Below are 19,391 nucleotides of genomic sequence, written 5' to 3'. Positions count from 1 at the left end.
AGCCGAGGTAAATTTCAGCGGATTAATCACTAAGATGAGGGCAAGGATGATGAAAATCAACCGCGGCGGCATCCCTCCCTCGCCGACGAAAAATATTGCTGTGGCATTGTGTAGTCATTTTCTGTGTCAGACGGTTTATACTGCGGAGACATCATCCTTTTGCCTGCTTTCTGCGATTGCCGTTATTTTCAACGCCGCAGCAACTGTTCAGCAGGGAAACATACAGGCTGAATCAAGGTAATTGATTGATTTAACCTGAAAATATCAAGCCATCGGAAAGCAAGAACCACTATGCTAAGTTACCGCCATAGCTTCCACGCCGGCAATCATGCCGATGTGGTGAAACACACAGTTCAGAGCCTGATCATTACCGCGCTGAAAGAAAAAGAGAAACCTTTCCTGTATCTGGACACCCATGCGGGGGCCGGACGCTATCAGTTGAGCGGCGAACATGCGGAACGCACCGGAGAGTATCTGGACGGCATTGCCAAAATCTGGCAGCGCGACGATATTCCCGTTGAACTTGAACCATACATGCAGGCGGTTCGCACCTATAATCATAATGATCGACTGCGTTATTATCCGGGTTCGCCGCTGATCGCCCGCCAGCTGTTGCGCGAGCAGGACAAAATTCACCTGACGGAGCTTCATCCCAGCGATTTTCCGCTGTTGCGTAATGAGTTTCAGAAAGATGCCCGTGCCAAAGTTTTGCGCGATGACGGCTACCAGCAGTTGAAATCGCAGTTGCCGCCGCTGTCGCGGCGCGGTTTTGTGCTGATCGATCCGCCCTATGAATTGAAAACGGATTATCAGGCGGTGGTGAAAGGCATTCACGAAGGCCACCGGCGTTTCGCCACCGGGGTGTTTACGCTGTGGTATCCGGTGGTGCTGCGTCAGCAAATCAAGCGCTTATTGAAAGATCTGGAAGCCACCGGCATCCGCAACATCCTGCAAATTGAGCTGGCGGTGTTGCCGGATAGCGATCGGCACGGTATGACCGCCTCCGGCATGCTGGTGATCAATCCGCCGTGGAAATTGAAAGCGCAAATGGAAAGCGTTCTGCCCTGGCTGCATAACGTGCTGGTTCCGGCGGGAACCGGACATGTGCGCGTCGAGCAGATTGTACCGGAGTAAGCGGCTCATCCGGCGGCGGTCAGGCGCGTTGTTTTCCCTATCGAAACCATAGGCACAACCTTTGCGGCAGGCGGGACGGCGGCGTTACACTCTAGGCGAATTTTACTTACCCAAGCATGGATACTCTGATGACCAAACACTATGACTACCTGGCTATTGGCGGCGGCAGCGGCGGGATCGCTTCCATCAACCGCGCGGCGATGTACGGGCAAAAATGTGCGTTGATTGAAGCAAAATATCTGGGCGGTACTTGTGTCAACGTCGGTTGCGTGCCGAAAAAAGTGATGTGGCATGCGGCGCAGATCGCCGAGGCAATCTATCAGTACGGGCCGGATTACGGCTTTGATACCACGGTCAACCGGTTTGACTGGCGTACGCTGGTTAAAAACCGCGGCGCCTACATTGAGCGTATTCATCAGTCCTACAATAACGTGCTGGGTAAAAACAGCGTGGATGTCATTCGGGGTTTTGCCCGCTTTGTTGATGCGCATACCGTGGAAGTGAACGGTGAGAGGATCACCGCCGACCATATTTTAATCGCGACGGGGGGGCGTCCGACGCGTCCCGATGTTCCCGGCGCCGAATACGGTATCGATTCCGACGGCTTTTTTGCGCTGGATGCGTTGCCGAAACGTACCGCTATCGTCGGGGCCGGTTATATCGCGGTGGAAATTGCCGGCGTGGTGAACGCGCTGGGGTCGGAAACGCACCTGTTTGTGCGTAAGCAATCGCCATTGCGCAGCTTCGATCCGTTGATTGTCGACACGCTGGTTGAAGTGATGAACAGCGAAGGGCCGACGCTGCATACCGAATCCATTCCCAATGCGGTGGTAAAAAACGCCGACGGCAGCCTGACGCTACAGTTGGAAAACGGTAAACAACACACCGTCGACTGCCTGATCTGGGCCATTGGCCGCCAGCCGGCGACGGATAATCTGAACCTGGACGTAACGGGCGTGGCGTTAAACGACAAAGGCTACATCAACGTCGATAAATTCCAGAATACCAACGTAGCGGGCATTTACGCGGTGGGCGACAACACCGGCGCGGTAGAGCTGACGCCGGTCGCCGTGGCCGCCGGCCGCCGTTTGTCCGAACGTTTGTTTAACGACAAACCGGACGAACATCTGGACTACAGCAATATTCCGACCGTGGTGTTCAGCCATCCGCCGATCGGCACCGTTGGCCTCACCGAGCCACAGGCGCGTGAACAGTATGGCGACGATCGGGTGAAGGTCTACACCTCTTCTTTCACCGCCATGTATACCGCGGTGACGCAGCATCGTCAGCCGTGCCGCATGAAGCTGGTATGTGTGGGCCAGGAAGAGAAAATCGTCGGTATCCACGGGATTGGCGTCGGGATGGACGAAATGCTGCAAGGCTTTGCGGTGGCGTTAAAAATGGGCGCCACAAAACAGGATTTCGACAATACCGTCGCCATTCACCCGACGGCGTCGGAAGAGTTTGTGACCATGCGTTGACGCTCTGCGCTCAAGCGGTTTCCCAATGAAATCGCGTTTGGGAAACTGCTTGTGAGGGGGATTTTAACGCTTCCCGCCAGACTATGTTTATCGCTGTCGTTTATAGCGACAGCCTGAGGTTGGCCTCAATTTCCGCTATCAACGTCTCTGGCACACTCTGTTCTGTAGCCAGTTTTCGCCATTGCGCGACGTGGCTGATGGTTTCGTCAAGCATGTTATTGATCTTTCCCGGCGTAAAGAGCGGGCTGAGCCCGGCGAGGGAATAGAGGTCATGGCGGGTAAAGTCGTCGCGTTTGCCGTTGAGGCTCATCCAATGACTATTGACCCACTTGCTGTGTGGCTTGTAGCTGTAGGCGATATCATAGGCCGGCGCCAGAGCCCAGGCGTCGTCATTCAAAATAAACGCAAAGTTTTTAGCGTGATCGTCATGATTTCTGGCGACGATATTAAATATCATACGCTTAAACAATTGTTCGGCTGCGGCGGCTGGCAGGCGGAGCTGCCTGGCTACCCCGAATAGTTCCGCATAGGAAAAGGAACCCGGTTTTTTATAATTCACATGAGCCAGCCCATTGAGGGTTTGCACATGAATTTTCTGATTGCCGATCCGGTCGAATCGCTGGGTGATGAAGTGGCGGCGATGGCCTTCATTCAGCAGTTTGCAAGGCATCATGTCTATACCGCAGGCTTTGGCCATCAGGTGGTAAACGTATTCCATGGCGCCATAACCGAGCGGGTCGCCGAACGTTTCCTGGTTTTTATTGTGTTCGCTTACGCCATCGAATTTCATCAGGCAATGAGTAAACCCTTTGGGAACGTCGGTCTGACCGGAACGAACCTGGGTAAAATCATCATTAAATGCCAGAACCGCTTTGGGGCGTGCGCCGCCTGCGCTCATACCCACCGATAACAGCGTCATCATGGCTTCGCGATCTTCCTGACCGGCTTTATTTAACGCAACTGAAAAGTCTGCCCGGCTATCCAGAATCTCCTGGGCAATACTGACCAATGATGCAATTTCAACCTGCTGTGAGGCATTCAGATTTTTCAGCCTGGTGGCAGGCGCGTATTCGAGCGCGCCCATTCCTCGCTTACCGGTATACTGCAAGCGTTGCAGGGGCGTAATGTCGCGCGGTTGTTTACCTTTGCTTGCCACCCAGGCGTTGAGTACGGCATTGCCGAAGTCATCCGGCAGGGAATCCGCAATTAATCCCGGTAATCCCTTGAATGTTTCAAAATCAAGCTCGGGGAAAGAGTATATTCGTTTGTCCAACGGCATTTTAAGCGGGGCGAGTTCAACGCCTTGCCTGATAAATGAAGCGGTATATTCAAATGCGCCGATACCGGTTTCCGTATTAAAACTGACGGCGCCCACTTCACTATTTCTGTAATTGACGTTGATAACTTCCATTACCATTCAAGTACGTCCCCGCGACTTTGGTTATCTTTCGATTTTTTCTGACCTGACGCCCTTTGTCGCTGCTTGCCTTGCAGCCTGGCGAGTTGGATCGGGGAAATATCCTGAGCGGGCAGAAATTTATCTAACGGTTCCGCCAGATTAAGCGCAACCATGATAGCCACCAACGCTTCCAGTTGGACTTTCCCCTTTTCAGCGTTGAGTACCGCTTTTCTTGATAAACCGGCCAGCTCCGCAACGTCTGACTGTGTTAAGTTACTGTTTAACCGGGCCTGTTTTAAGCGCTCCCCCAGTTCTTCGGCAATCGCCGCCGGCGATTTATTAGCAATGCTCATAATGTTCCTTTTTTAGGACATAAATAGCAGAAATATGGCTTTAGGTTAAAATAATAGCACATTATGATTTTGGTATTTTTGTTTATCTATAAAGTTCATAATATTGGATATTAAGCCCTAAAATTCTTTATAAAGCGCCATTTTGGGATCTTTATAAAGTGCTAAATCAGCATCCCGGTAATGCGACGGCTTTGCGGCAGGCGGCGTTTTACGCAGCCGGAGGGTGAACAAAACGTAGCTATCTGATTATCATCCTCTGTAAAATCGTTTAATCTCAAGCAACCATGTTAGCGCTCAGAAAAGACAACTATGCTCGCAGCCCTTAAATTGGCGTTCTGTACCGCCTTTGTATTGACGCTTTCCGGCTGTGGCACATTGTCGAATATGTCGACGGACGAGTCGAATTTTGACGGCAGTGGATTGGCCTGCCGTTATGATTTGCAAGAAGAAGTCGAGCGTCTCGCTATTCCATTACTCAAACAAAATATCACGCCGGGTTTGGTGGTCGGCGTGCTGACGGCCGACGGGCAAATGCGCAGTTGGGGCTATGGCGTAACAGACGCTTATCATCGCTACCTGATCACCGGCGATACCCTTTTTGCGGTGGGTTCGGTGAGCAAGGGTTTTACGGCGGAAACCACGGCGATCCTGGTAAAACAGGGCGTATTGAAATGGGATGATACGCTTGAGCGGCTGATGCCCCGAAATATTCGTTTAAGCGAGCGGGCAAAAAAGATCACCCTGCTGCAACTGGCGACGCATACCTCCGGTTTACCACGACAGATGATGGATGTGCGGATGCTGAGATTGTTCGCCGAATATCTGTTCACCGGAAACAACTTTTACGCCACGCTGGATGATGACAATGTTCTGAACTACCTGGCTAATTTTAATGCGCCGGCTCATCCCGTGCCGATCTATTCCAACCTCGGCTACGCCATCCTGAATTATATCCTGCGGCTGAAAACCGGCGCGCCGATCGATCAGTTAGTCAATAATCATATTATCCAGCCGCTCGGACTGAAAAATACCAGCTTCACACCCGGAAAATTAAAACAATTCCCCTATCGCGCCATCGGTCATGCGGGCGATCAGCCAAAATTTATTTTACGCGGCACGCCGATACCCGACTGGCATTTCTCTTCCAACATGATGGGGGCGGCCAGCCTCTACACCAGCGCGAATGATTTGCTGAAATTTGCGCACGCGCATCTCTACCCGACAGGCGACGCCGCGCTGGATGAAGCCATCAGCGACTCGCTGAAAACTTACTACAATCGCACCAAAGAGGCGGCAAATATTGCCTGGATTACCGATGAGATCGGCCGGCAACGTATTACTTATCAGGTAGGCTATATTGGCGGGTACTCCAGTTATATCGGCTTGGATCGCCAGCACAAGATTGCGGTCGTGGTGCTGCAAAACAGCTTTAACTGGAACAATAACCTCGGCCATTCGCTTATTCAGCGTATAGGGAAAGCGATGGATTATCGCGGCGAATGTCGACGAGACTGAGGGCGGGCGCTCAACAATCAACAGGGTAAAAGGAGTCGTGATGGTATCGGCAAAATGGCTTGTGTCACTGGGCGTGGCGGCGCTATTGGTCGGCGGAGCGGTACGGGCCGCCTCGGCGCCGGCGGTAGAAGCGAAAAACGGCATGGTGGTCAGTTCGCAGCATCTGGCTTCTCAGGTCGGGGTGGATATCATGAAGCTGGGGGGCAACGCCATCGATGCCGCTGTCGCCGTGGGCTATGCGCAGGCGGTGGTTAATCCCTGCTGCGGCAATATTGGCGGCGGCGGGTTTATGACCATTCATCTGGCAAACGGCAAAGACACGTTTATCAATTTCCGTGAAACCGCGCCGGCGGCGGCCAGCGCGGATATGTATCTTGATGCGCAAGGCAACGTGAAGAAAGGGGCCAGCCTGTATGGTTATCTGGCCGCCGGCGTACCGGGCACGGTGCTGGGGCTGGATACGGCGCTGCAAAAGTACGGCAAGCTGAGCCGCGAACAGGTGATGGCGCCGGCGATCAAGCTGGCGCGTTATGGTTTCGAGCTGACGCGGGCGGATACCGATATTCTGGACACCACGGTCAAGCGTTTCAAAGACGATCCTGAATCCGCGCGGATTTTCCTGCGTCCTGACGGCAGCCCGTTGCAGCCCGGCGATAAGCTGGTGCAGCGCGATCTGGCGAATACCTTGCAGGCGATCGCGGATAACGGCCCGGACGCGTTCTACAAGGGAAGCATTCCCCAGTTGGTGGAGCAGGCGGCGAAGCAGGGGGGCGGTGTTCTGACGGCCGCTGATTTCGCCAATTACCGCATCACCGAAACCGTGCCGGTTACCTGTGATTACCGCGGCTATAAATTCATTTCCTCGCCGCCGCCCAGCTCTGGCGGGGTAACGATGTGTGAAATTCTCAATATCGTGGAAGGGTACGACATCGCATCGATGGGCTTTAATTCTGCGGCTTCCGTGCATGTGCTCACCGAGGCAATGCGTCATGCCTATATGGATCGCAATACCTATCTTGGCGATCCCGAGTTTGTCCGCAACCCGATCGACCGCCTGCTGAGCAAAAGCTATGCCGCCGAGATCCGCAAGCAAATAGAACCGGAAAACGCCACGCCGTCGCTGCGGGTTCAGCCGGGCATCGGGCCGCATGAAAAACCGGAAACCACCCACTATTCGATTGTCGATAATCAGGGCAACGCGGTTTCCACCACCTATACGGTCAATGGCCGTTTCGGCGCGGTGGTGATTGCGCCGGGCACCGGCTTCTTCCTTAACGATGAAATGGATGATTTCACCATTAAGGTCGGGGAGAAAAACCTGTATGGACTGGTGCAGGGGGAGCGTAATGCCATTGCCCCCGGCAAGCGCCCGCTCTCATCCATGAGCCCGTCGCTGGTCACCAAAGAGGGGAAAGTGTTCATGGTGCTGGGATCGCCGGGCGGCTCGCGCATTATCACCATTACCTTGCAAACGGCGCTCAATGTGATCGACCACGGCATGGCGCCGCAGGAAGCTGTGGATGCGCCGCGTATTCATCATCAGTGGCTGCCGGATGAGGTGTATTACGAACAACGCGGTCTGTCTGCCGATACGCTGGCTTTGCTGAAACAGCGCGGCTACAAAATGGTTGAACAAACGCCCTGGGGCGCGGCGGAGCTGATCATGGTCGGGTTGCCCGGCGCGCCGGGGGTGACTCCCGCCAATTCCGGCAACGACTCGGCGGTATCCGGCAAAGTGCGTGAAGGCTACCTGTACGGCGCCAATGACATTCGCCGCCCGGCGGGGGCGGCGATAGGATATTGAGGTCGGCGAGGGGACGAACCGCTTCCTGTGGGGCGGTTCAATAGCGGGTTAAAATTTATCGAACGTGACCGGCCCCGGATAAGGCGGCATCTGTTCTTCATGCAGATGAACCCGCCCGTCGGCGCGGACTTTATTGACGTGGGCCGCTATTTCCTCAAGGGTCGCGAACCATACGCCGCCGCGTGACTGCATGTATTCGATAAAGCGCACGGTTTCATGCCAGCGGGCCAGTCGCCCGGTGACAAAGGGGTGCCACACCGCCACCAGCAGTCCGCCGTACTCCCACATGGCGTCGAACTCGGCCTTATACACCCCGATCGCTTCCTGCGGCGAGCGAATCGGCATAACGTAGTCGATGTCGCTCATATGCACGTAAGGCGGCCAGTCGTCCATTGCCCAGTGGGTGGGCAGCTCGACCAGATGGCCTTTTTTACCGCGCAACAGGTAAGGCACATCGTCGCCCATCAGCGAGGCATCGTACTGAAATCCTTCATCAATCAGCAAATCGGTGGTGGCCGGGGAAAAGTTATACAGCGGGGCGCGAAACCCGCGCGGCCGCTTGCCGGTATGCCGCTCGATAATCTCAATCGACTTGCGCAGCCAGAAGCGTTCTTCCTGTTCGCTGAGTTCGTTGACGTGCTCGTGAATGTAACCGTGGTGACCAATCTCATGACCTTCCCTGACGATGGCCTCCGCCATGGCCGGATAGCGCTCGATACACCACGCCGGTATAAAGAAGGTCTGCTTAAGGCCCAGTTCGCGATAGGTTTGCAGAATGCGGGGCACGCCGATGTTGGGATCGTATTGCAGCGTTGAAAGGGTGCTGACCCGCTTATAGCTGTCCGCTGGGCGTTGCAGATGGAGAAAGCTGTCTACATCCACATCAAAGGTGATCGCCACGGCGCACCGCGCGCCATCGGGCCAGGGGATGGGGTTGTTGATCATACCGTGTGTTGTTGTCATACCATTGCCTGATAAGTGAGGTGGAAAAATACGGCGCGTTATTTACCGCCGCGCTGATAATGTTCCCCGGCCGCCGCCGGCGGTCTGATTTTCCCGGCAAAGACGATCAGCGCGCCGATGGACGCCACATAAGGCAGCACCACGAACAGCTGATAAGGCACGTCGGGATGGCTGAACTGTAGCCGTAGCTGTAACGCATCCGCCAGACCGAACAACAGACAGGCCGCCAGCGCGCCGAGCGGGTGCCAGCGGCCGAGTATCAGCGCCGCCAGCGCGATAAAACCTTTGCCGGCGCTCATATGTTCGGTAAACATAAATACCTGCGACAGCACCAGATAACAGCCGCCGAGGCCGGCAATCACCCCCGACCCGACCACGCTGATAAAACGAATGCCAAACACCGACAGACCGGCGCTGTCAACCGCCCGCGGATACTCGCCGGTGGCGCGCAGGTTCAGCCCCCAGGACGTATGAAACAATAACCACCACGCCAGCGGCACCAGCGCGTACATCAGGTACGCCAGCGCATCCTGATTGAACAGCAGGTTGCCGACGACCGGTATGGAGGACAGCACGGGGATGGCGAGGGGAGAAAAGCCGGTCAGGCTGTCGGAGGCGCCTTGTCCGCTGAAAACGATGCGCGAGAGAAAGGCGGTTATGCCGATCGCGAACATATTGATGGCGATACCCGCCACCATCTGGTTGATGGACAGCCAGACGGTCATCACCGCCAGCAGCAGGCCGGTCAACCCGGCGGCGAACAGCCCAACCGCCAGCCCGGCCCAGGCGCTGTGAAAGTAGAAACTGCCCAGCGCCGCGCCGAACGCGCCGCTAAGAAGGCTGCCTTCCAGCGCGAGGTTGAAAACCCCGGCGCGTTCCGACCAGATGCCGCCCAGTGCGGCGAAGATCAGCGGAATGGACAGGCGTAGCCCTGTCGAGGCAATCGCGAGATAGGTTGCATCCATTACCGGTGGCTCCGTGACGAGAGGGGGGAGGGAACGAGGTTATCCGCGGCGGCCGGCGGCTTTTGTCGCCTGAGTTTCCAGATGAGACCCGCGGCGACAAAGATGACGATCAGGCCGCGTAGCGCTTCAATCGCCGTGACGTCAAGCCCGATGGCCCGCTGCATGAACTGCGCCCCGGAGCTTAACCCGGCCAGGAAAAAGGCGGACAGCATGGCGAACAGCGGGTTGAGGCTGGACATAAATGCCACCACGATGCCGTCGTAACCGTAGCCGGGGCTGAAAAGGTGGTACAACCGATACTTGACGCCCACAACCTCAATCGCTCCCGCCAGCCCGGCCACCGCGCCGCCGTGGGGCTTTTACCTACCGCCGCCATGGAAAAACCCACGGTGGTGTAGCGTAAAACCCAAAAGAGCAGCATGCTTAGCGCGGCGGCGATGAACACGCCGATATGGGTGTCGGTGTGCGGCAGGAAAATCGGCAACCACAGGCTTTCACTGATTTCGTTGGAGTAGGGGTAAGGGGCGCCGTCCTGCATCATCGGGCCGCCGGCGAAATAGCTGACGATGTTGATGCCGACGTAATTCATCAGCAGCGTAACGATCACCTCATTGATGCCACGGGTCGCCCGCAGGTAGCCGGGGATGGCGCCCCACAACCCGCCGCCCAGCATACCGGCCAGCAGACACAGCAGCAGATGCAGCCAGGCGGGCGCCGCCGGCAGATAGAGGGCGACCGCCGCCGCCGCCAGTCCGCCGATATAAATTTGCCCTTCTCCCCCCACGTTCAATAGGCCGCAGCGCATCGGCACGATCACCGCCAGGCCGGCAAGCAGCATGGGGCACATCTTGATCAGCGTATCGGCCAGACCGTAGTAATCGAAAAAGGCGCCCTGGAACAGGGCGGCATAGGCGTTGATCGGGTTGTGATGGGTCGCCAGGATCAGCAATGAACCGACGGCAAAGGCCGCCATCACCGCCCACACCATGCGTAAACGGTAGAGCGCCTGCCGCAGATTATTCATGGCCGCCGTCCTCGACGGTATCGCTGGTCATTAGCTCGCCGATACGTTCTGTCGTCGCGTTGGCCCGCGTCAGCATCCCGGTGAGTCGGCCGGCGCACATGACGCCAATATGGTCGGAAATTGCCATAATTTCTTCCAGTTCGGTGGAGATATAGAGCACCGCCTTACCCAGCATACGCTGCTCGCGCACCACGCGCTGCACCGCCTCGATGGCGCCGACGTCCAGCCCTTTACAGGGCTGCATCACCACCAGTAGCGTCGGGTCGCATTCCACTTCACGGGCAAAAATCAGTTTTTGCTGATTACCGCCGGACAGGAAGCGAACCGGTTGGTTAACCGAATGCATACGGATATCGTATTTCTCGCACCAGTCGCGGGTGATGTCCCGGGCTGTGCGGGCGTTGATCAATCCGTGGCGGGCAAAGGGCGCGCGGCAGGCGTCGCGCAGCATGGCGTTTTGCCAAAGAGCAAAGTCCAGAATCAGGCCGGTGCTGTGGCGATCTTCGGGAACATAGCCCACCTTGAAGCGGCGACGGCGTTCGCCCACGTCATAACCCAACATCGATTCCCCCCGTATGCTGACGTCGCCGGAGGTGGGCCGGCGCAAGCCGGTAATGATTTCGGCAAGCTCCGACTGACCGTTGCCGTCAACCCCGGCGATGCCCAGTACCTCGCCGGCGCGGATCTGGAATGAAATATCATGCAGCGCCCGCATTCCCCGACCGTTGTCGGCATTGAGCGACCGCACCGCCAGCACCGCGTCGCCCGGCGGCGTCGGCGGCAGATCGGGCGGCTTCGCCAACTCGCGACCGACCATCATCCGCGACACCGTCTGTGGCGTGGTGTCGGCAATTTCCGCGTGTCCGACGACCTTGCCCCGGCGCAGCACCGTCACCCGATCGCAAACCCGGAACACCTCGTCCAGTTTATGCGTGATAAACAGCATGGTTTTTCCCATGCCGCGCAGTTTTTTCAGAATCTGCAAAAAGGCTTCTATCTCATCGGGGCCGAGCACGCTGCTGGGTTCGTCGAGGATCAGCACGTCAACATTGCGGTAGAGCGCCTTGAGGATCTCCACCCGCTGGCGCATGCCGATAGGCAATTGCCATATCGGACGGTCGGGGTGGATGTCCAGGCCGACCTGCTCGCTCAGTTCGATGAGCCTGCGACGGTGCTCCGCCAGTCTGAGCCGCAGCCCGCCGGGAAAACCGAGAATGACGTTTTCCAGCACCGTCAGGTTATCCACCAGCATGAAATGCTGGTGGATCATCCCCAGACCGCTGTCCAACGCCTGTCTGGGAGATGACGCCTTCAGGGGGGTGCCCGCCAGACTGATGCGGCCGCTATCGGGCTGGTACAGGCCGTACAGGATATTCATCAGCGTGGTTTTGCCCGCGCCGTTTTCTCCCAGCAACGCATGGATGCTGCCTTTGCTGACGTTAAGCGAGACCGTGTCCAGCGCGGTGAACTCGCCAAATCGTTTACTCAGGCCTTCGATGCTGAGGTAATTCATTACGGTTGCGCTGCCGCGGCGGCGTTGCGTTGTTTGATCTCCTCAATTAACGCGGCGACCTCGGTTTTGGTCTGTTCCGATACCGCTTTCCCGTAGCTGCCCAGACGAAACGCGGTCGGGGTTTCGAAGCCGTAGACGTAGGCTTTGCCGCCCAGCGGCCCGTTTTTGGCCTGGGTCAGGACGGTGAGTAATGCGCCGCGCATATCCAGCACCGCGGATTGCAGCAGGTTGTCCGGCCAGTCTTTCAGCGCGTCATAGTAAATGCCGAAACCCTGTTTATTTTTCTCTCTTATCGCCTGTAGGCTGCCAAGCACCGCGTTATCCATGGTCGGGAACAGGGCATCCGCCTGCTGGTCAATCAGGTTCAGCGCCGCTTCCTTGCCTTTAGCCAGGTCGTCCCAGTCGTTGGTCCAGGCGCTGAGCACCTTGCCATCCGGTCTCGCGGCCTTAAAACCCTCGACGAAACCGTCGTTCAGATCGGTATAGGCTTTGATTTTCTGCGCCCCGACAAAACCGCCGACCCCGGTTTGCGAACTTTTACCGCCGATAAAACCAATCACATAACCCATGTCTTTCATGTCAAAAGCCAGCGTGGAGACGTTGTCGCCGCTTTTGGTGCCGTTGACGATCAGAAACTGCGTGTTGGCATTACGTTTGGCGACCCGCTCGACCGCGTCCTGAAACTCGCCGCCGTGGCCGATCACAATGTCGTAGCCGCGACGGGCATAGTCAGACAGCGCGCGGGCCTGATCGGGCTGGGGCACTTTTTCGCTGTAGGCCACCTCAAGATCCAGCGCCTTGCCGGCCTGCGTCACGCCCTCGTAACCGGACTGATTAAACGAGTGATCGGTAATGTTGCCGGCCATCACAATGGCCACCTTCAATGATTGGGCGCTGGCCACGCTGGCGTATGCAAGCGTTATTGAGACAGCGGCGACAGCGGCTATCCGCGAGAGCGCGGTAAAAGGACGCGGGGTATAAAATGTGGCCATCTTCATTCTCCGATTCAATAGTGTTAACTTGCTTTCAAGTAACTTGAGTTTAAATAAAGCAAGTTTCATGCCTGCTTTTTTATTCGCCTGAAATGGGTATGAAAATGCCGTCGGGACGGGCGTTGTGCCGTGGTTATAGGGGGAAAATACGGTGCTAAGCCAGCGGGATGTCGGCAGGGGCTGTACTGAAATAGAGCAGGGTGAGCAATTTTCGCACTAAAAAAGTTCATGAATCCACCGCGTGGATCGGGAAATAGCCAGAGTCGGATCGACAGCGGCGGCTTTTCAGCGGGGGATGCCTGGCCGGGCGGCTGCCGGCCAGACTGAGGGGATTGCGGCGCGTGGGGCTGCGCGATTCAGAACGTAACGGGCGTATTGACCCACAGCACATGGGCAACCGTTTTGCCAATGTTGCTGTAGCCGTGAGGGATGTGGCTGGGGAAATAAAAGGAATCCCCGGCGGCTAAACGATGGGTTTCTTCGCCCAGATACAGTTCGATATCGCCGGACAGCACATATCCCATCTCTTCGCCGTGGTGTTCAATCAGGCCATCGCTGGCGACGCCTGGCTCAATGATGTGGATATTTCCCTGTAACAGACCGCCCTTATGGTGATAGGTCAGGTTTTCCAGTTCGATGCCGCCCTGTTTATTGCGTTGCAGAAAACGTTTTCGCCGCCGTTGCTCCGGTTTAAGCACCGGCGAATCCGTCACCCAGTTTTCCGCCATCAGGTCTGAAATGTTGGTTTCCAGTGAGCGCGCCAGCCGGTGGAGCATGGCCAGTGAGGGTGTCGCCACCTCGTTTTCCAGTTTAGACAGCAGGCTTTCAGAGCATTCCACCTTCTGCGCCAACTGTTTCAAGGTCATTTCTTGCGCCAGACGGGCATGCCGTAGCCGCATGCCCAGATTGGAGAGTACAGTACCGCTGGTATCGCCGTTTTTTTTCATAACGAGTTATCGGTTGTGAATGTAGACGCTGCCCGTCGTCCGCCTGACAGCGGGCAGCATGGCTGATTATGCCGTTACACTAAAATGAATCGCCTGAGGATTACAACCATTGATTGGCACGATGTCCTGCGGGCAGGCGGACATGACCACGATGCAGTCCAGTTCGGCGCGGATCTCGACATAGTCTCCCGCTTTGCTGACGGCGGGTAGCCAGGAGATGCTGTAATCGGGGTTTACCGGCGTATTCATCCACAGGTTCAGCGGCTGCGGGACTTCACGGGCGCGCAGACCGATGGCATTGAGCGCCAGGCGCATGTTATCGGCGCAGCTGTCGTGGTATTCGGTGATCCCCATATTGCTGTAGCGGAACAGGTCGCAGGCGGCGATCAGGGTGTCGTGCACCCCCGGCGAGGTATCGGTCAGCAGCGTGCCGATGGCGCGGCGCTGGTTGGTGACCAGCACGTCGCCCGGTTTGGGGATGATTTTGTCGATAAATGCGCGGGTGTGCTCCATGGATGAGAACTCGCTCAGATCGTCGCTGTTGAACAGCCAGGTATCGCACACCTGGCTTCCCGGCGTATTGATAATGCGGATAACCTGCCCTTTTTGCAGACGCACGGCGCGGCCGCAGCGGGCGGGCACCGTATACAGCTCGCCGGGAACCGGCGTGCCGTCGGCGGAAATCGGCGAGGTGGCGGTGGCGTTGGTGCCCAGTGCGGCGCCGTTATCTTTTTCACAGCAGGCAGGGTAGTGGTGTGTGCTCATGAATTGACTCCTGTTAATGGATTTGCCAGCGCTGTCAGACAGCAGGCGAGCGCTCTGGCGCCAAGCCAAAGCGAATGGGGATCGGTATATTCGGCCGGGTTATGGCTGATGCCATTACGGCTGGGGACAAAAAACATGCTGGTCGGACAGTGCCGGGCCAGATACATCGCGTCATGGAAAGCGCCTGAAACCAACTGACCGGTCGGAATATCCAATACCTCGCAGCACGCCTGCTGCTGCGCCAGCAGATGCGGGTCGAAGGCGACCGGCGCTTGAAACAGCAATGACGTCACGGTCACGTCGTCGGCGGCAAGCGCGGCGATGGCCGCATCAAAGCGGTCTAAAACGGCGTCGTCGGGGTGGCGGAAATCGACGGTGAAACTGACTTCGCTCGCCACGGTGTTGATGGCGTTCGGCGTCACCTGCCAGCTGCCAAACGTTAAGCGCCGCCGATCGATTGGCACCGCGGCCACGCTCTGCTCAATGCGATCCGCCAGACGGCGCGCTAATGTCATGGCGTCTTTGCGCCGATCCATCGGCGTGGTGCCCGCATGGGCGCTTTGGCCGAGGCAGCGGATCTGATACCAGCGGACGCCCTGAATGCCTTGTACGGTCGCCAGCGGCAGGCCGGCCTGTTCCAGCACCGGCCCTTGTTCGATATGCAGTTCGATAAACGCCGCCATCGGGTATGCGGCGCGGCGCGGCAGGGAGGCAAAACGGCGGTGACAGTCGGCCAGCGCCGTGCCGACCGTGACCCCGTCCCGATCGCGGTTCTCCAGATAGCCCGCCAGCAAGTCTGGATTGACAAAGGCGCTGGAGCCCATGGCGCCGGGAGCAAAGCGGCTGCCTTCCTCGTTGGTCCAGACGACGACCTCCAGCGGCCGCTGGGTGACGATGCCGGCTTCATTGAGCGCGCTCAGGCACTCGATGCCGGCCATCACGCCGTAACATCCGTCCAGATTGCCGCCGCATGGCTGGGTATCAATATGGCTGCCGGTGACCACCGGCGGCAGATCCTGCTGTCCTGCCCGGCGAATGAACAGGTTGGCGCAGTCATCGGTGGAGACCTCGCAGCCCAGCGATTGCGCCAGATCGATCAGCCAGGCCCGGGCGTCCAGATCTTCCGTGGAAAGGGCCTGACGGTCTACCCCGCCGGAAGCCAGCGCGCCGAATCGCGACAGAATCGCCAGATTGTCGAGTAACCGAGACTGCCTGACGCAGTCCGCCGCTTTTTTCGCCTGTTTACTGATCATCGGCGAACCTCGGCTCATCAAGCTGCAACGGGCTTTTAAACCACGGCGCCAGAAAGGTCTGCAAGCGTACGCTTTTCGGGGCGCGGAGCAGCGTACCGGGCGGGCCGCTTTCCACCACCGAACCGTCGGCCATGAAAACAATGCGCGAAGAGATATGGGCGGCAAACGACATTTCATGCGTGACCATCACCATGGTGATGCCGTTGTCGGCGAGCGCTTTTATTACGTCCAGCACTTCCTCGACCCGTTCGGGATCGAGCGCGGAGGTCGGCTCATCCAGCAACAGCAGTTCCGGCTCCAGCGCCAACGCCCGGGCAATGCCGACGCGCTGCTGCTGTCCGCCCGACAGGCGCGACGGCCAGGCGTCGGCCTTTTCCCTCATGCCGACCTGCGCCAGCGCGGCGGCGGCGCGTTGGCGGGCGTCGTGGCGCGGCAGCTTTTTCCCCAGCACCAGCGGGGCGGCGACGTTCTCCAGCACCGTCATGTGCGGCCACAGATTGAACTGTTGAAACACCATGGCCAGCGGACGGCGCACGTCGGCAATCAACGCCGGGCTGTCGCGGTGCCGTGGCTCGCGCCCCGGCCCGCTATAACCCAATAGCTGGCCTTTAATCCAGATCTCCCCCTCATCATAGGCTTCCAGAAAGTTCATGCAGCGCAGCGCGGTGGTTTTCCCCGATCCCGACGGGCCAATCAGCGTGACGATCTCGCCGGCATCGACGGCCAGATTGATATTTTTCAGCACCCGGTTGCCATCGAATGACTTGCCGACGCCGCGCAGTTCGATAATGGTTTCAGCCATAGGGGTATCCTTTAGAAGTCTGCCAGCGGCCAAGCAGGCGAATGCTCAGGCTGACGGCCTGCGCCAGCAGCCAATAGCTCAGGATCAGCAGGGCATAGGGCAGGACGTAGGTATAGGTATTCGCAACGATTTGTCCGGTCGTCATGGTGAGCTCGGGCACGGTGATCACCGAGGCCACCGCGCTTTCTTTAATGGTCAGAATGAACTGATTGCCGAGCAGCGGCAGACTGAAGCGCATTGCTTGCGGCGTCTGGATATGCCAGAAGCTGTGCCACGGCGAAATATTGTGCGCCGCCGCCGCCTCCAACTGGCCGCGGGCAATACTCTGCCAACTGGCGCGGAAGATTTCGCCAAAATAGGCGGCGCTGTATAACGTCAACGACAAAATGGTGGCTTCAATGGCGCTCAGCATGATGCCGACCGACGGCAGACCGAAATAAATAACCGCCAACTGCGCCAGATAAGGGGTGCCGCGGATCGCCCAGACGTAGAAGCGCCACGCGGCATAGAGCGCCCGCTGCCGGCGGCACAGCGCGTGCAGGGCGAAACCGAGCAGCGCGCCCAGCAGCGCCGAGCAGGCGCTGATCCACAGGGTGACGCCCATCGCGCGCAGGTAGTCAGGCAGGTAGAGAAGCAGATCGTTCATATTCTTTCCTTCACCCAGCGGCGTTCAAAATGACGGCCCAGCAGCGCGAGCAGGCTGGTCAGCAACAGGTAGACCAGCGCCGTGGCGATATACACCTGTAGAGGCTGATAGGTTGACGAGGCCAGTTGCTGGCCCACCCGCATCAGGTCGGTGATGGCGATAACCGATACCACGGCGGAAGCTTTCACCACGTCGATCAGTTCAGAAACTAATGACGGCAGCGTCAGGCGCAGCACCTGCGGCACCTGAATACGCCACAAGGTCTGGCGTGGGCTCAGACCGCAGATTGCCGCCGCCTCCAACTGGCCGGGCGGGATGGCGGCAAAGCCGCTGCGCAGGATTTGTGACTGATAGGCGGCGGTATTGAGCGTCAGGGCTAACACGGCGGCCAGATAGCTGGATATTTCCAGCCCCAGTTCGCCGGGCAGATAAAAGCACAGCAGCATCTGCGCCAGCACCGGTGTGCCGCGGAACAGGCTGACCCAGGCGTTGGCGATGCTCCGCCAGATCCGCATCGGGCTGCGTTCCATCAGATGGAGCCCCACGCCGACAAAAAAGCCGGCGACGATGGCGGTCAGACACAACGACGCGGTGGTCGCCGCCCCGTTGAGCAGGTCGGGAAGCCAGGCGAGGAACCGTGCGTAAAAATCGGCCATGCGTCTCCCTTACAGACTCGGCGCAGGCATCTGATCGGCCGGAACGGTCATGGTGAAGCCGAACCATTTATCTTGCAGCGCTTTCATCGTGCCGTCGCGGTTGGCTTCGGCAATGCCGTCGCTAAACAGTTTTACCAGCCGGGCGCTATCCTGGTCTTGACGTCCGACCCAGCCGAAATAGGTGGTAGGGCCAAGCATCGGTTCAAGCGTGCTGAAGATGCCGGGGCGGCTTTTGATCAGCGGGCCGAGATTCGCCAGCGACTGGGCGACGCCGTCAAGCCGTTTGTTCGCCAAATCCGCATAGGCTTCATCAAAGGAAACGTACTGCTTGATTTCTTTGATGCCGGGCTTGCCGCCGGCTTTCAATTGCTCATTGAACGCTTGTAAAATCTGCAACTGACCGGAGCCTGCCTGCGAGCCAACGACTTTGCCGCTGAGATCGTCCAGCGTGGCGATCGACGTATCGTTTTCGCGTTTAAGCAGGGCCACGGTGGATTCGGCGATGGGCACCGTAAAGGCAAAATGTTCTATCCGCTGCTTGTTGACGGTGACGGCCGTGACCACGAAATCGAACTTTTTCGCATCCAGCCCCGGCAGGATCCCCTGAAACGGCAGATCCAGTTGTTTCACCTTCACGTCCGGCAGGCGCTTTTGCAAAATGTGGTTCATCAGGTCGACATCGTAACCCACGATTTTGCCGTCCTGAACGAACTCAAAGGGGGCATAGCGCGCCTCGGTGGCGATGGTGATGGTTTTTTGAGCGCTAATCCGATCCAGCAGGTCGGCGCCGTGGGCAGGAACGGCCAGCGCGCCGATCGCACACAACGTGGATGCGTAACATACGGCGGCGAATTTGCGTAATGTCATGATATTCCCCTGTTGAAAGTGATGTGCATTTAATTCAAGTAACTTGCATGTAGTTATAAAAGCATGAAACATGCCACACTGACTGTTCCGCGCAGAAAATGCAGATATAGAAAATATCTTACTGTTATCAAATGGAATTATTTAACCGGACAAGAGAGGTAAGGGCGCGAAGCCCTTAGCGTGCGGGGGATAAAATCGACTTCCGGTGTTTGGTCGCAGTGCGTTATTGCACCGCCAGCGTGCAGGATGAGTACGTGACGCAGGCCTGCGTTGTGTTACGGGGCGAAGAGGATTCGCCCCGGTTTCTACAAC

At 57.5% G+C, this 19,391-nt stretch carries 20 protein-coding genes; 5 read left to right on the top strand and 15 right to left on the bottom strand.

Features of this window, described 5'->3' with window-relative positions; genetic code table 11:
- The first annotated feature begins 46 nt into the window (after positions 1–46).
- The 3 genes from JG725_RS09855 to gorA all read left to right on the top strand — a co-directional run bounded on the left by JG725_RS09855 (position 47) and on the right by gorA (position 2,615).
- Complete coding sequence (locus JG725_RS09855; RefSeq protein ID WP_172290532.1) at positions 47–241, top strand: hypothetical protein; 195 nt, start codon at positions 47–49, stop codon at positions 239–241.
- A 50-nt stretch (positions 242–291) separates the two neighbouring features.
- Positions 292–1,134 (top strand): 23S rRNA (adenine(2030)-N(6))-methyltransferase RlmJ, encoded by an 843-nt coding sequence (locus JG725_RS09850; RefSeq protein WP_199377821.1) that lies wholly within the window; start codon positions 292–294, stop codon positions 1,132–1,134.
- Positions 1,135–1,262: 128 nt separating this feature from the next.
- On the top strand, positions 1,263–2,615 hold the full coding sequence (gorA, locus tag JG725_RS09845; RefSeq protein ID WP_199377819.1) for a glutathione-disulfide reductase: 1,353 nt from the start codon (positions 1,263–1,265) through the stop codon (positions 2,613–2,615).
- Positions 2,616–2,715: 100 nt separating this feature from the next.
- Here the strand turns inward: gorA and JG725_RS09840 are convergent, their stop codons facing one another.
- Positions 2,716–4,032: a type II toxin-antitoxin system HipA family toxin gene (locus JG725_RS09840; RefSeq protein ID WP_199377817.1), complete on the bottom strand. Its 1,317-nt coding sequence runs from the start codon at positions 4,030–4,032 to the stop codon at positions 2,716–2,718.
- Complete coding sequence (locus tag JG725_RS09835; protein WP_199377816.1) at positions 4,026–4,367, bottom strand: helix-turn-helix transcriptional regulator; 342 nt, start codon at positions 4,365–4,367, stop codon at positions 4,026–4,028. Before JG725_RS09835 ends, JG725_RS09840 begins: the two co-directional genes overlap by 7 nt.
- A 309-nt stretch (positions 4,368–4,676) precedes the next feature.
- On the opposite strand from JG725_RS09835, the gene JG725_RS09830 reads away from it, so the two are divergent.
- Together JG725_RS09830 and ggt are read left to right on the top strand one after the other, a co-directional pair.
- Entirely contained in the window at positions 4,677–5,882 is a 1,206-nt protein-coding gene (locus JG725_RS09830) for a serine hydrolase (RefSeq protein WP_199377814.1), read from the top strand.
- A gap of 40 nt (positions 5,883–5,922) precedes the next feature.
- A complete protein-coding gene (ggt, locus tag JG725_RS09825; RefSeq protein ID WP_199377812.1) occupies positions 5,923–7,686 on the top strand; it encodes a gamma-glutamyltransferase in 1,764 nt (587 codons plus the stop codon).
- A gap of 48 nt (positions 7,687–7,734) precedes the next feature.
- Here ggt and JG725_RS09820 read toward each other — a convergent pair whose 3' ends face one another.
- The 13 genes from JG725_RS09820 to JG725_RS09760 form a co-directional block, all read right to left on the bottom strand.
- Positions 7,735–8,649, bottom strand: a complete 915-nt coding sequence (locus JG725_RS09820) for a polysaccharide deacetylase (RefSeq protein WP_199377810.1) — start codon at positions 8,647–8,649, stop codon at positions 7,735–7,737.
- 38 nt (positions 8,650–8,687) lie between these two features.
- The gene (locus JG725_RS09815; RefSeq protein ID WP_172290526.1) at positions 8,688–9,614 is read right to left on the bottom strand and encodes an ABC transporter permease; all 927 of its coding nucleotides are present in this window, start codon (positions 9,612–9,614) and stop codon (positions 8,688–8,690) included.
- A complete protein-coding gene (locus JG725_RS09810) occupies positions 9,614–9,853 on the bottom strand; it encodes a hypothetical protein (RefSeq protein ID WP_199377808.1) in 240 nt (79 codons plus the stop codon). The genes JG725_RS09815 and JG725_RS09810 overlap by 1 nt, the downstream gene beginning before the upstream one ends.
- Positions 9,796–10,638: an ABC transporter permease gene (locus tag JG725_RS09805; protein WP_199377806.1), complete on the bottom strand. Its 843-nt coding sequence runs from the start codon at positions 10,636–10,638 to the stop codon at positions 9,796–9,798. The genes JG725_RS09810 and JG725_RS09805 overlap by 58 nt, the downstream gene beginning before the upstream one ends.
- Complete coding sequence (locus tag JG725_RS09800; RefSeq protein ID WP_199377804.1) at positions 10,631–12,151, bottom strand: ABC transporter ATP-binding protein; 1,521 nt, start codon at positions 12,149–12,151, stop codon at positions 10,631–10,633. The genes JG725_RS09805 and JG725_RS09800 overlap by 8 nt, the downstream gene beginning before the upstream one ends.
- A complete protein-coding gene (locus tag JG725_RS09795) occupies positions 12,151–13,143 on the bottom strand; it encodes a BMP family protein (RefSeq protein WP_172290523.1) in 993 nt (330 codons plus the stop codon). Before JG725_RS09795 ends, JG725_RS09800 begins: the two co-directional genes overlap by 1 nt.
- A 356-nt stretch (positions 13,144–13,499) precedes the next feature.
- Positions 13,500–14,090: a cupin domain-containing protein gene (locus tag JG725_RS09790; RefSeq protein ID WP_172290522.1), complete on the bottom strand. Its 591-nt coding sequence runs from the start codon at positions 14,088–14,090 to the stop codon at positions 13,500–13,502.
- 66 nt (positions 14,091–14,156) lie between these two features.
- Positions 14,157–14,855 (bottom strand): DUF1989 domain-containing protein, encoded by a 699-nt coding sequence (locus JG725_RS09785; protein ID WP_172290521.1) that lies wholly within the window; start codon positions 14,853–14,855, stop codon positions 14,157–14,159.
- On the bottom strand, positions 14,852–16,108 hold the full coding sequence (locus tag JG725_RS09780; RefSeq protein WP_172290520.1) for a M20 family metallo-hydrolase: 1,257 nt from the start codon (positions 16,106–16,108) through the stop codon (positions 14,852–14,854). Before JG725_RS09780 ends, JG725_RS09785 begins: the two co-directional genes overlap by 4 nt.
- On the bottom strand, positions 16,098–16,910 hold the full coding sequence (locus JG725_RS09775) for an amino acid ABC transporter ATP-binding protein (protein ID WP_216660496.1): 813 nt from the start codon (positions 16,908–16,910) through the stop codon (positions 16,098–16,100). The genes JG725_RS09780 and JG725_RS09775 overlap by 11 nt, the downstream gene beginning before the upstream one ends.
- Positions 16,903–17,556, bottom strand: coding sequence for an amino acid ABC transporter permease (locus JG725_RS09770; protein WP_199377801.1), 654 nt, complete (start codon positions 17,554–17,556; stop codon positions 16,903–16,905). Before JG725_RS09770 ends, JG725_RS09775 begins: the two co-directional genes overlap by 8 nt.
- Positions 17,553–18,212, bottom strand: a complete 660-nt coding sequence (locus JG725_RS09765) for an amino acid ABC transporter permease (RefSeq protein WP_199377799.1) — start codon at positions 18,210–18,212, stop codon at positions 17,553–17,555. Before JG725_RS09765 ends, JG725_RS09770 begins: the two co-directional genes overlap by 4 nt.
- A 9-nt stretch (positions 18,213–18,221) precedes the next feature.
- Entirely contained in the window at positions 18,222–19,079 is an 858-nt protein-coding gene (locus tag JG725_RS09760; RefSeq protein WP_199377797.1) for a transporter substrate-binding domain-containing protein, read from the bottom strand.
- Positions 19,080–19,391 lie beyond the last annotated feature (312 nt).

This window comes from Brenneria sp. L3-3C-1 (assembly GCF_016456245.1).
GTDB lineage: Bacteria > Pseudomonadota > Gammaproteobacteria > Enterobacterales > Enterobacteriaceae > Brenneria.
The sequence above is the reverse complement of the archived record's forward strand: the minus strand, read 5'-3'. Positions and strand labels throughout refer to the sequence as shown.

Coding starts and splice junctions, on each gene's coding strand:
- JG725_RS09855 (WP_172290532.1), top strand. CDS start 47: ATGATGAAAATCAACCGCGGCGGCATCCCTCCCTCGCCGACGAAAAAT.
- JG725_RS09850 (WP_199377821.1), top strand. CDS start 292: ATGCTAAGTTACCGCCATAGCTTCCACGCCGGCAATCATGCCGATGTG.
- gorA (WP_199377819.1), top strand. CDS start 1,263: ATGACCAAACACTATGACTACCTGGCTATTGGCGGCGGCAGCGGCGGG.
- JG725_RS09840 (WP_199377817.1), bottom strand. CDS start 4,032: ATGGTAATGGAAGTTATCAACGTCAATTACAGAAATAGTGAAGTGGGC.
- JG725_RS09835 (WP_199377816.1), bottom strand. CDS start 4,367: ATGAGCATTGCTAATAAATCGCCGGCGGCGATTGCCGAAGAACTGGGG.
- JG725_RS09830 (WP_199377814.1), top strand. CDS start 4,677: ATGCTCGCAGCCCTTAAATTGGCGTTCTGTACCGCCTTTGTATTGACG.
- ggt (WP_199377812.1), top strand. CDS start 5,923: ATGGTATCGGCAAAATGGCTTGTGTCACTGGGCGTGGCGGCGCTATTG.
- JG725_RS09820 (WP_199377810.1), bottom strand. CDS start 8,649: ATGACAACAACACACGGTATGATCAACAACCCCATCCCCTGGCCCGAT.
- JG725_RS09815 (WP_172290526.1), bottom strand. CDS start 9,614: ATGGATGCAACCTATCTCGCGATTGCCTCGACAGGGCTACGCCTGTCC.
- JG725_RS09810 (WP_199377808.1), bottom strand. CDS start 9,853: ATGTCCAGCCTCAACCCGCTGTTCGCCATGCTGTCCGCCTTTTTCCTG.
- JG725_RS09805 (WP_199377806.1), bottom strand. CDS start 10,638: ATGAATAATCTGCGGCAGGCGCTCTACCGTTTACGCATGGTGTGGGCG.
- JG725_RS09800 (WP_199377804.1), bottom strand. CDS start 12,151: ATGAATTACCTCAGCATCGAAGGCCTGAGTAAACGATTTGGCGAGTTC.
- JG725_RS09795 (WP_172290523.1), bottom strand. CDS start 13,143: ATGGCCACATTTTATACCCCGCGTCCTTTTACCGCGCTCTCGCGGATA.
- JG725_RS09790 (WP_172290522.1), bottom strand. CDS start 14,090: ATGAAAAAAAACGGCGATACCAGCGGTACTGTACTCTCCAATCTGGGC.
- JG725_RS09785 (WP_172290521.1), bottom strand. CDS start 14,855: ATGAGCACACACCACTACCCTGCCTGCTGTGAAAAAGATAACGGCGCC.
- JG725_RS09780 (WP_172290520.1), bottom strand. CDS start 16,108: ATGATCAGTAAACAGGCGAAAAAAGCGGCGGACTGCGTCAGGCAGTCT.
- JG725_RS09775 (WP_216660496.1), bottom strand. CDS start 16,910: ATGGCTGAAACCATTATCGAACTGCGCGGCGTCGGCAAGTCATTCGAT.
- JG725_RS09770 (WP_199377801.1), bottom strand. CDS start 17,556: ATGAACGATCTGCTTCTCTACCTGCCTGACTACCTGCGCGCGATGGGC.
- JG725_RS09765 (WP_199377799.1), bottom strand. CDS start 18,212: ATGGCCGATTTTTACGCACGGTTCCTCGCCTGGCTTCCCGACCTGCTC.
- JG725_RS09760 (WP_199377797.1), bottom strand. CDS start 19,079: ATGACATTACGCAAATTCGCCGCCGTATGTTACGCATCCACGTTGTGT.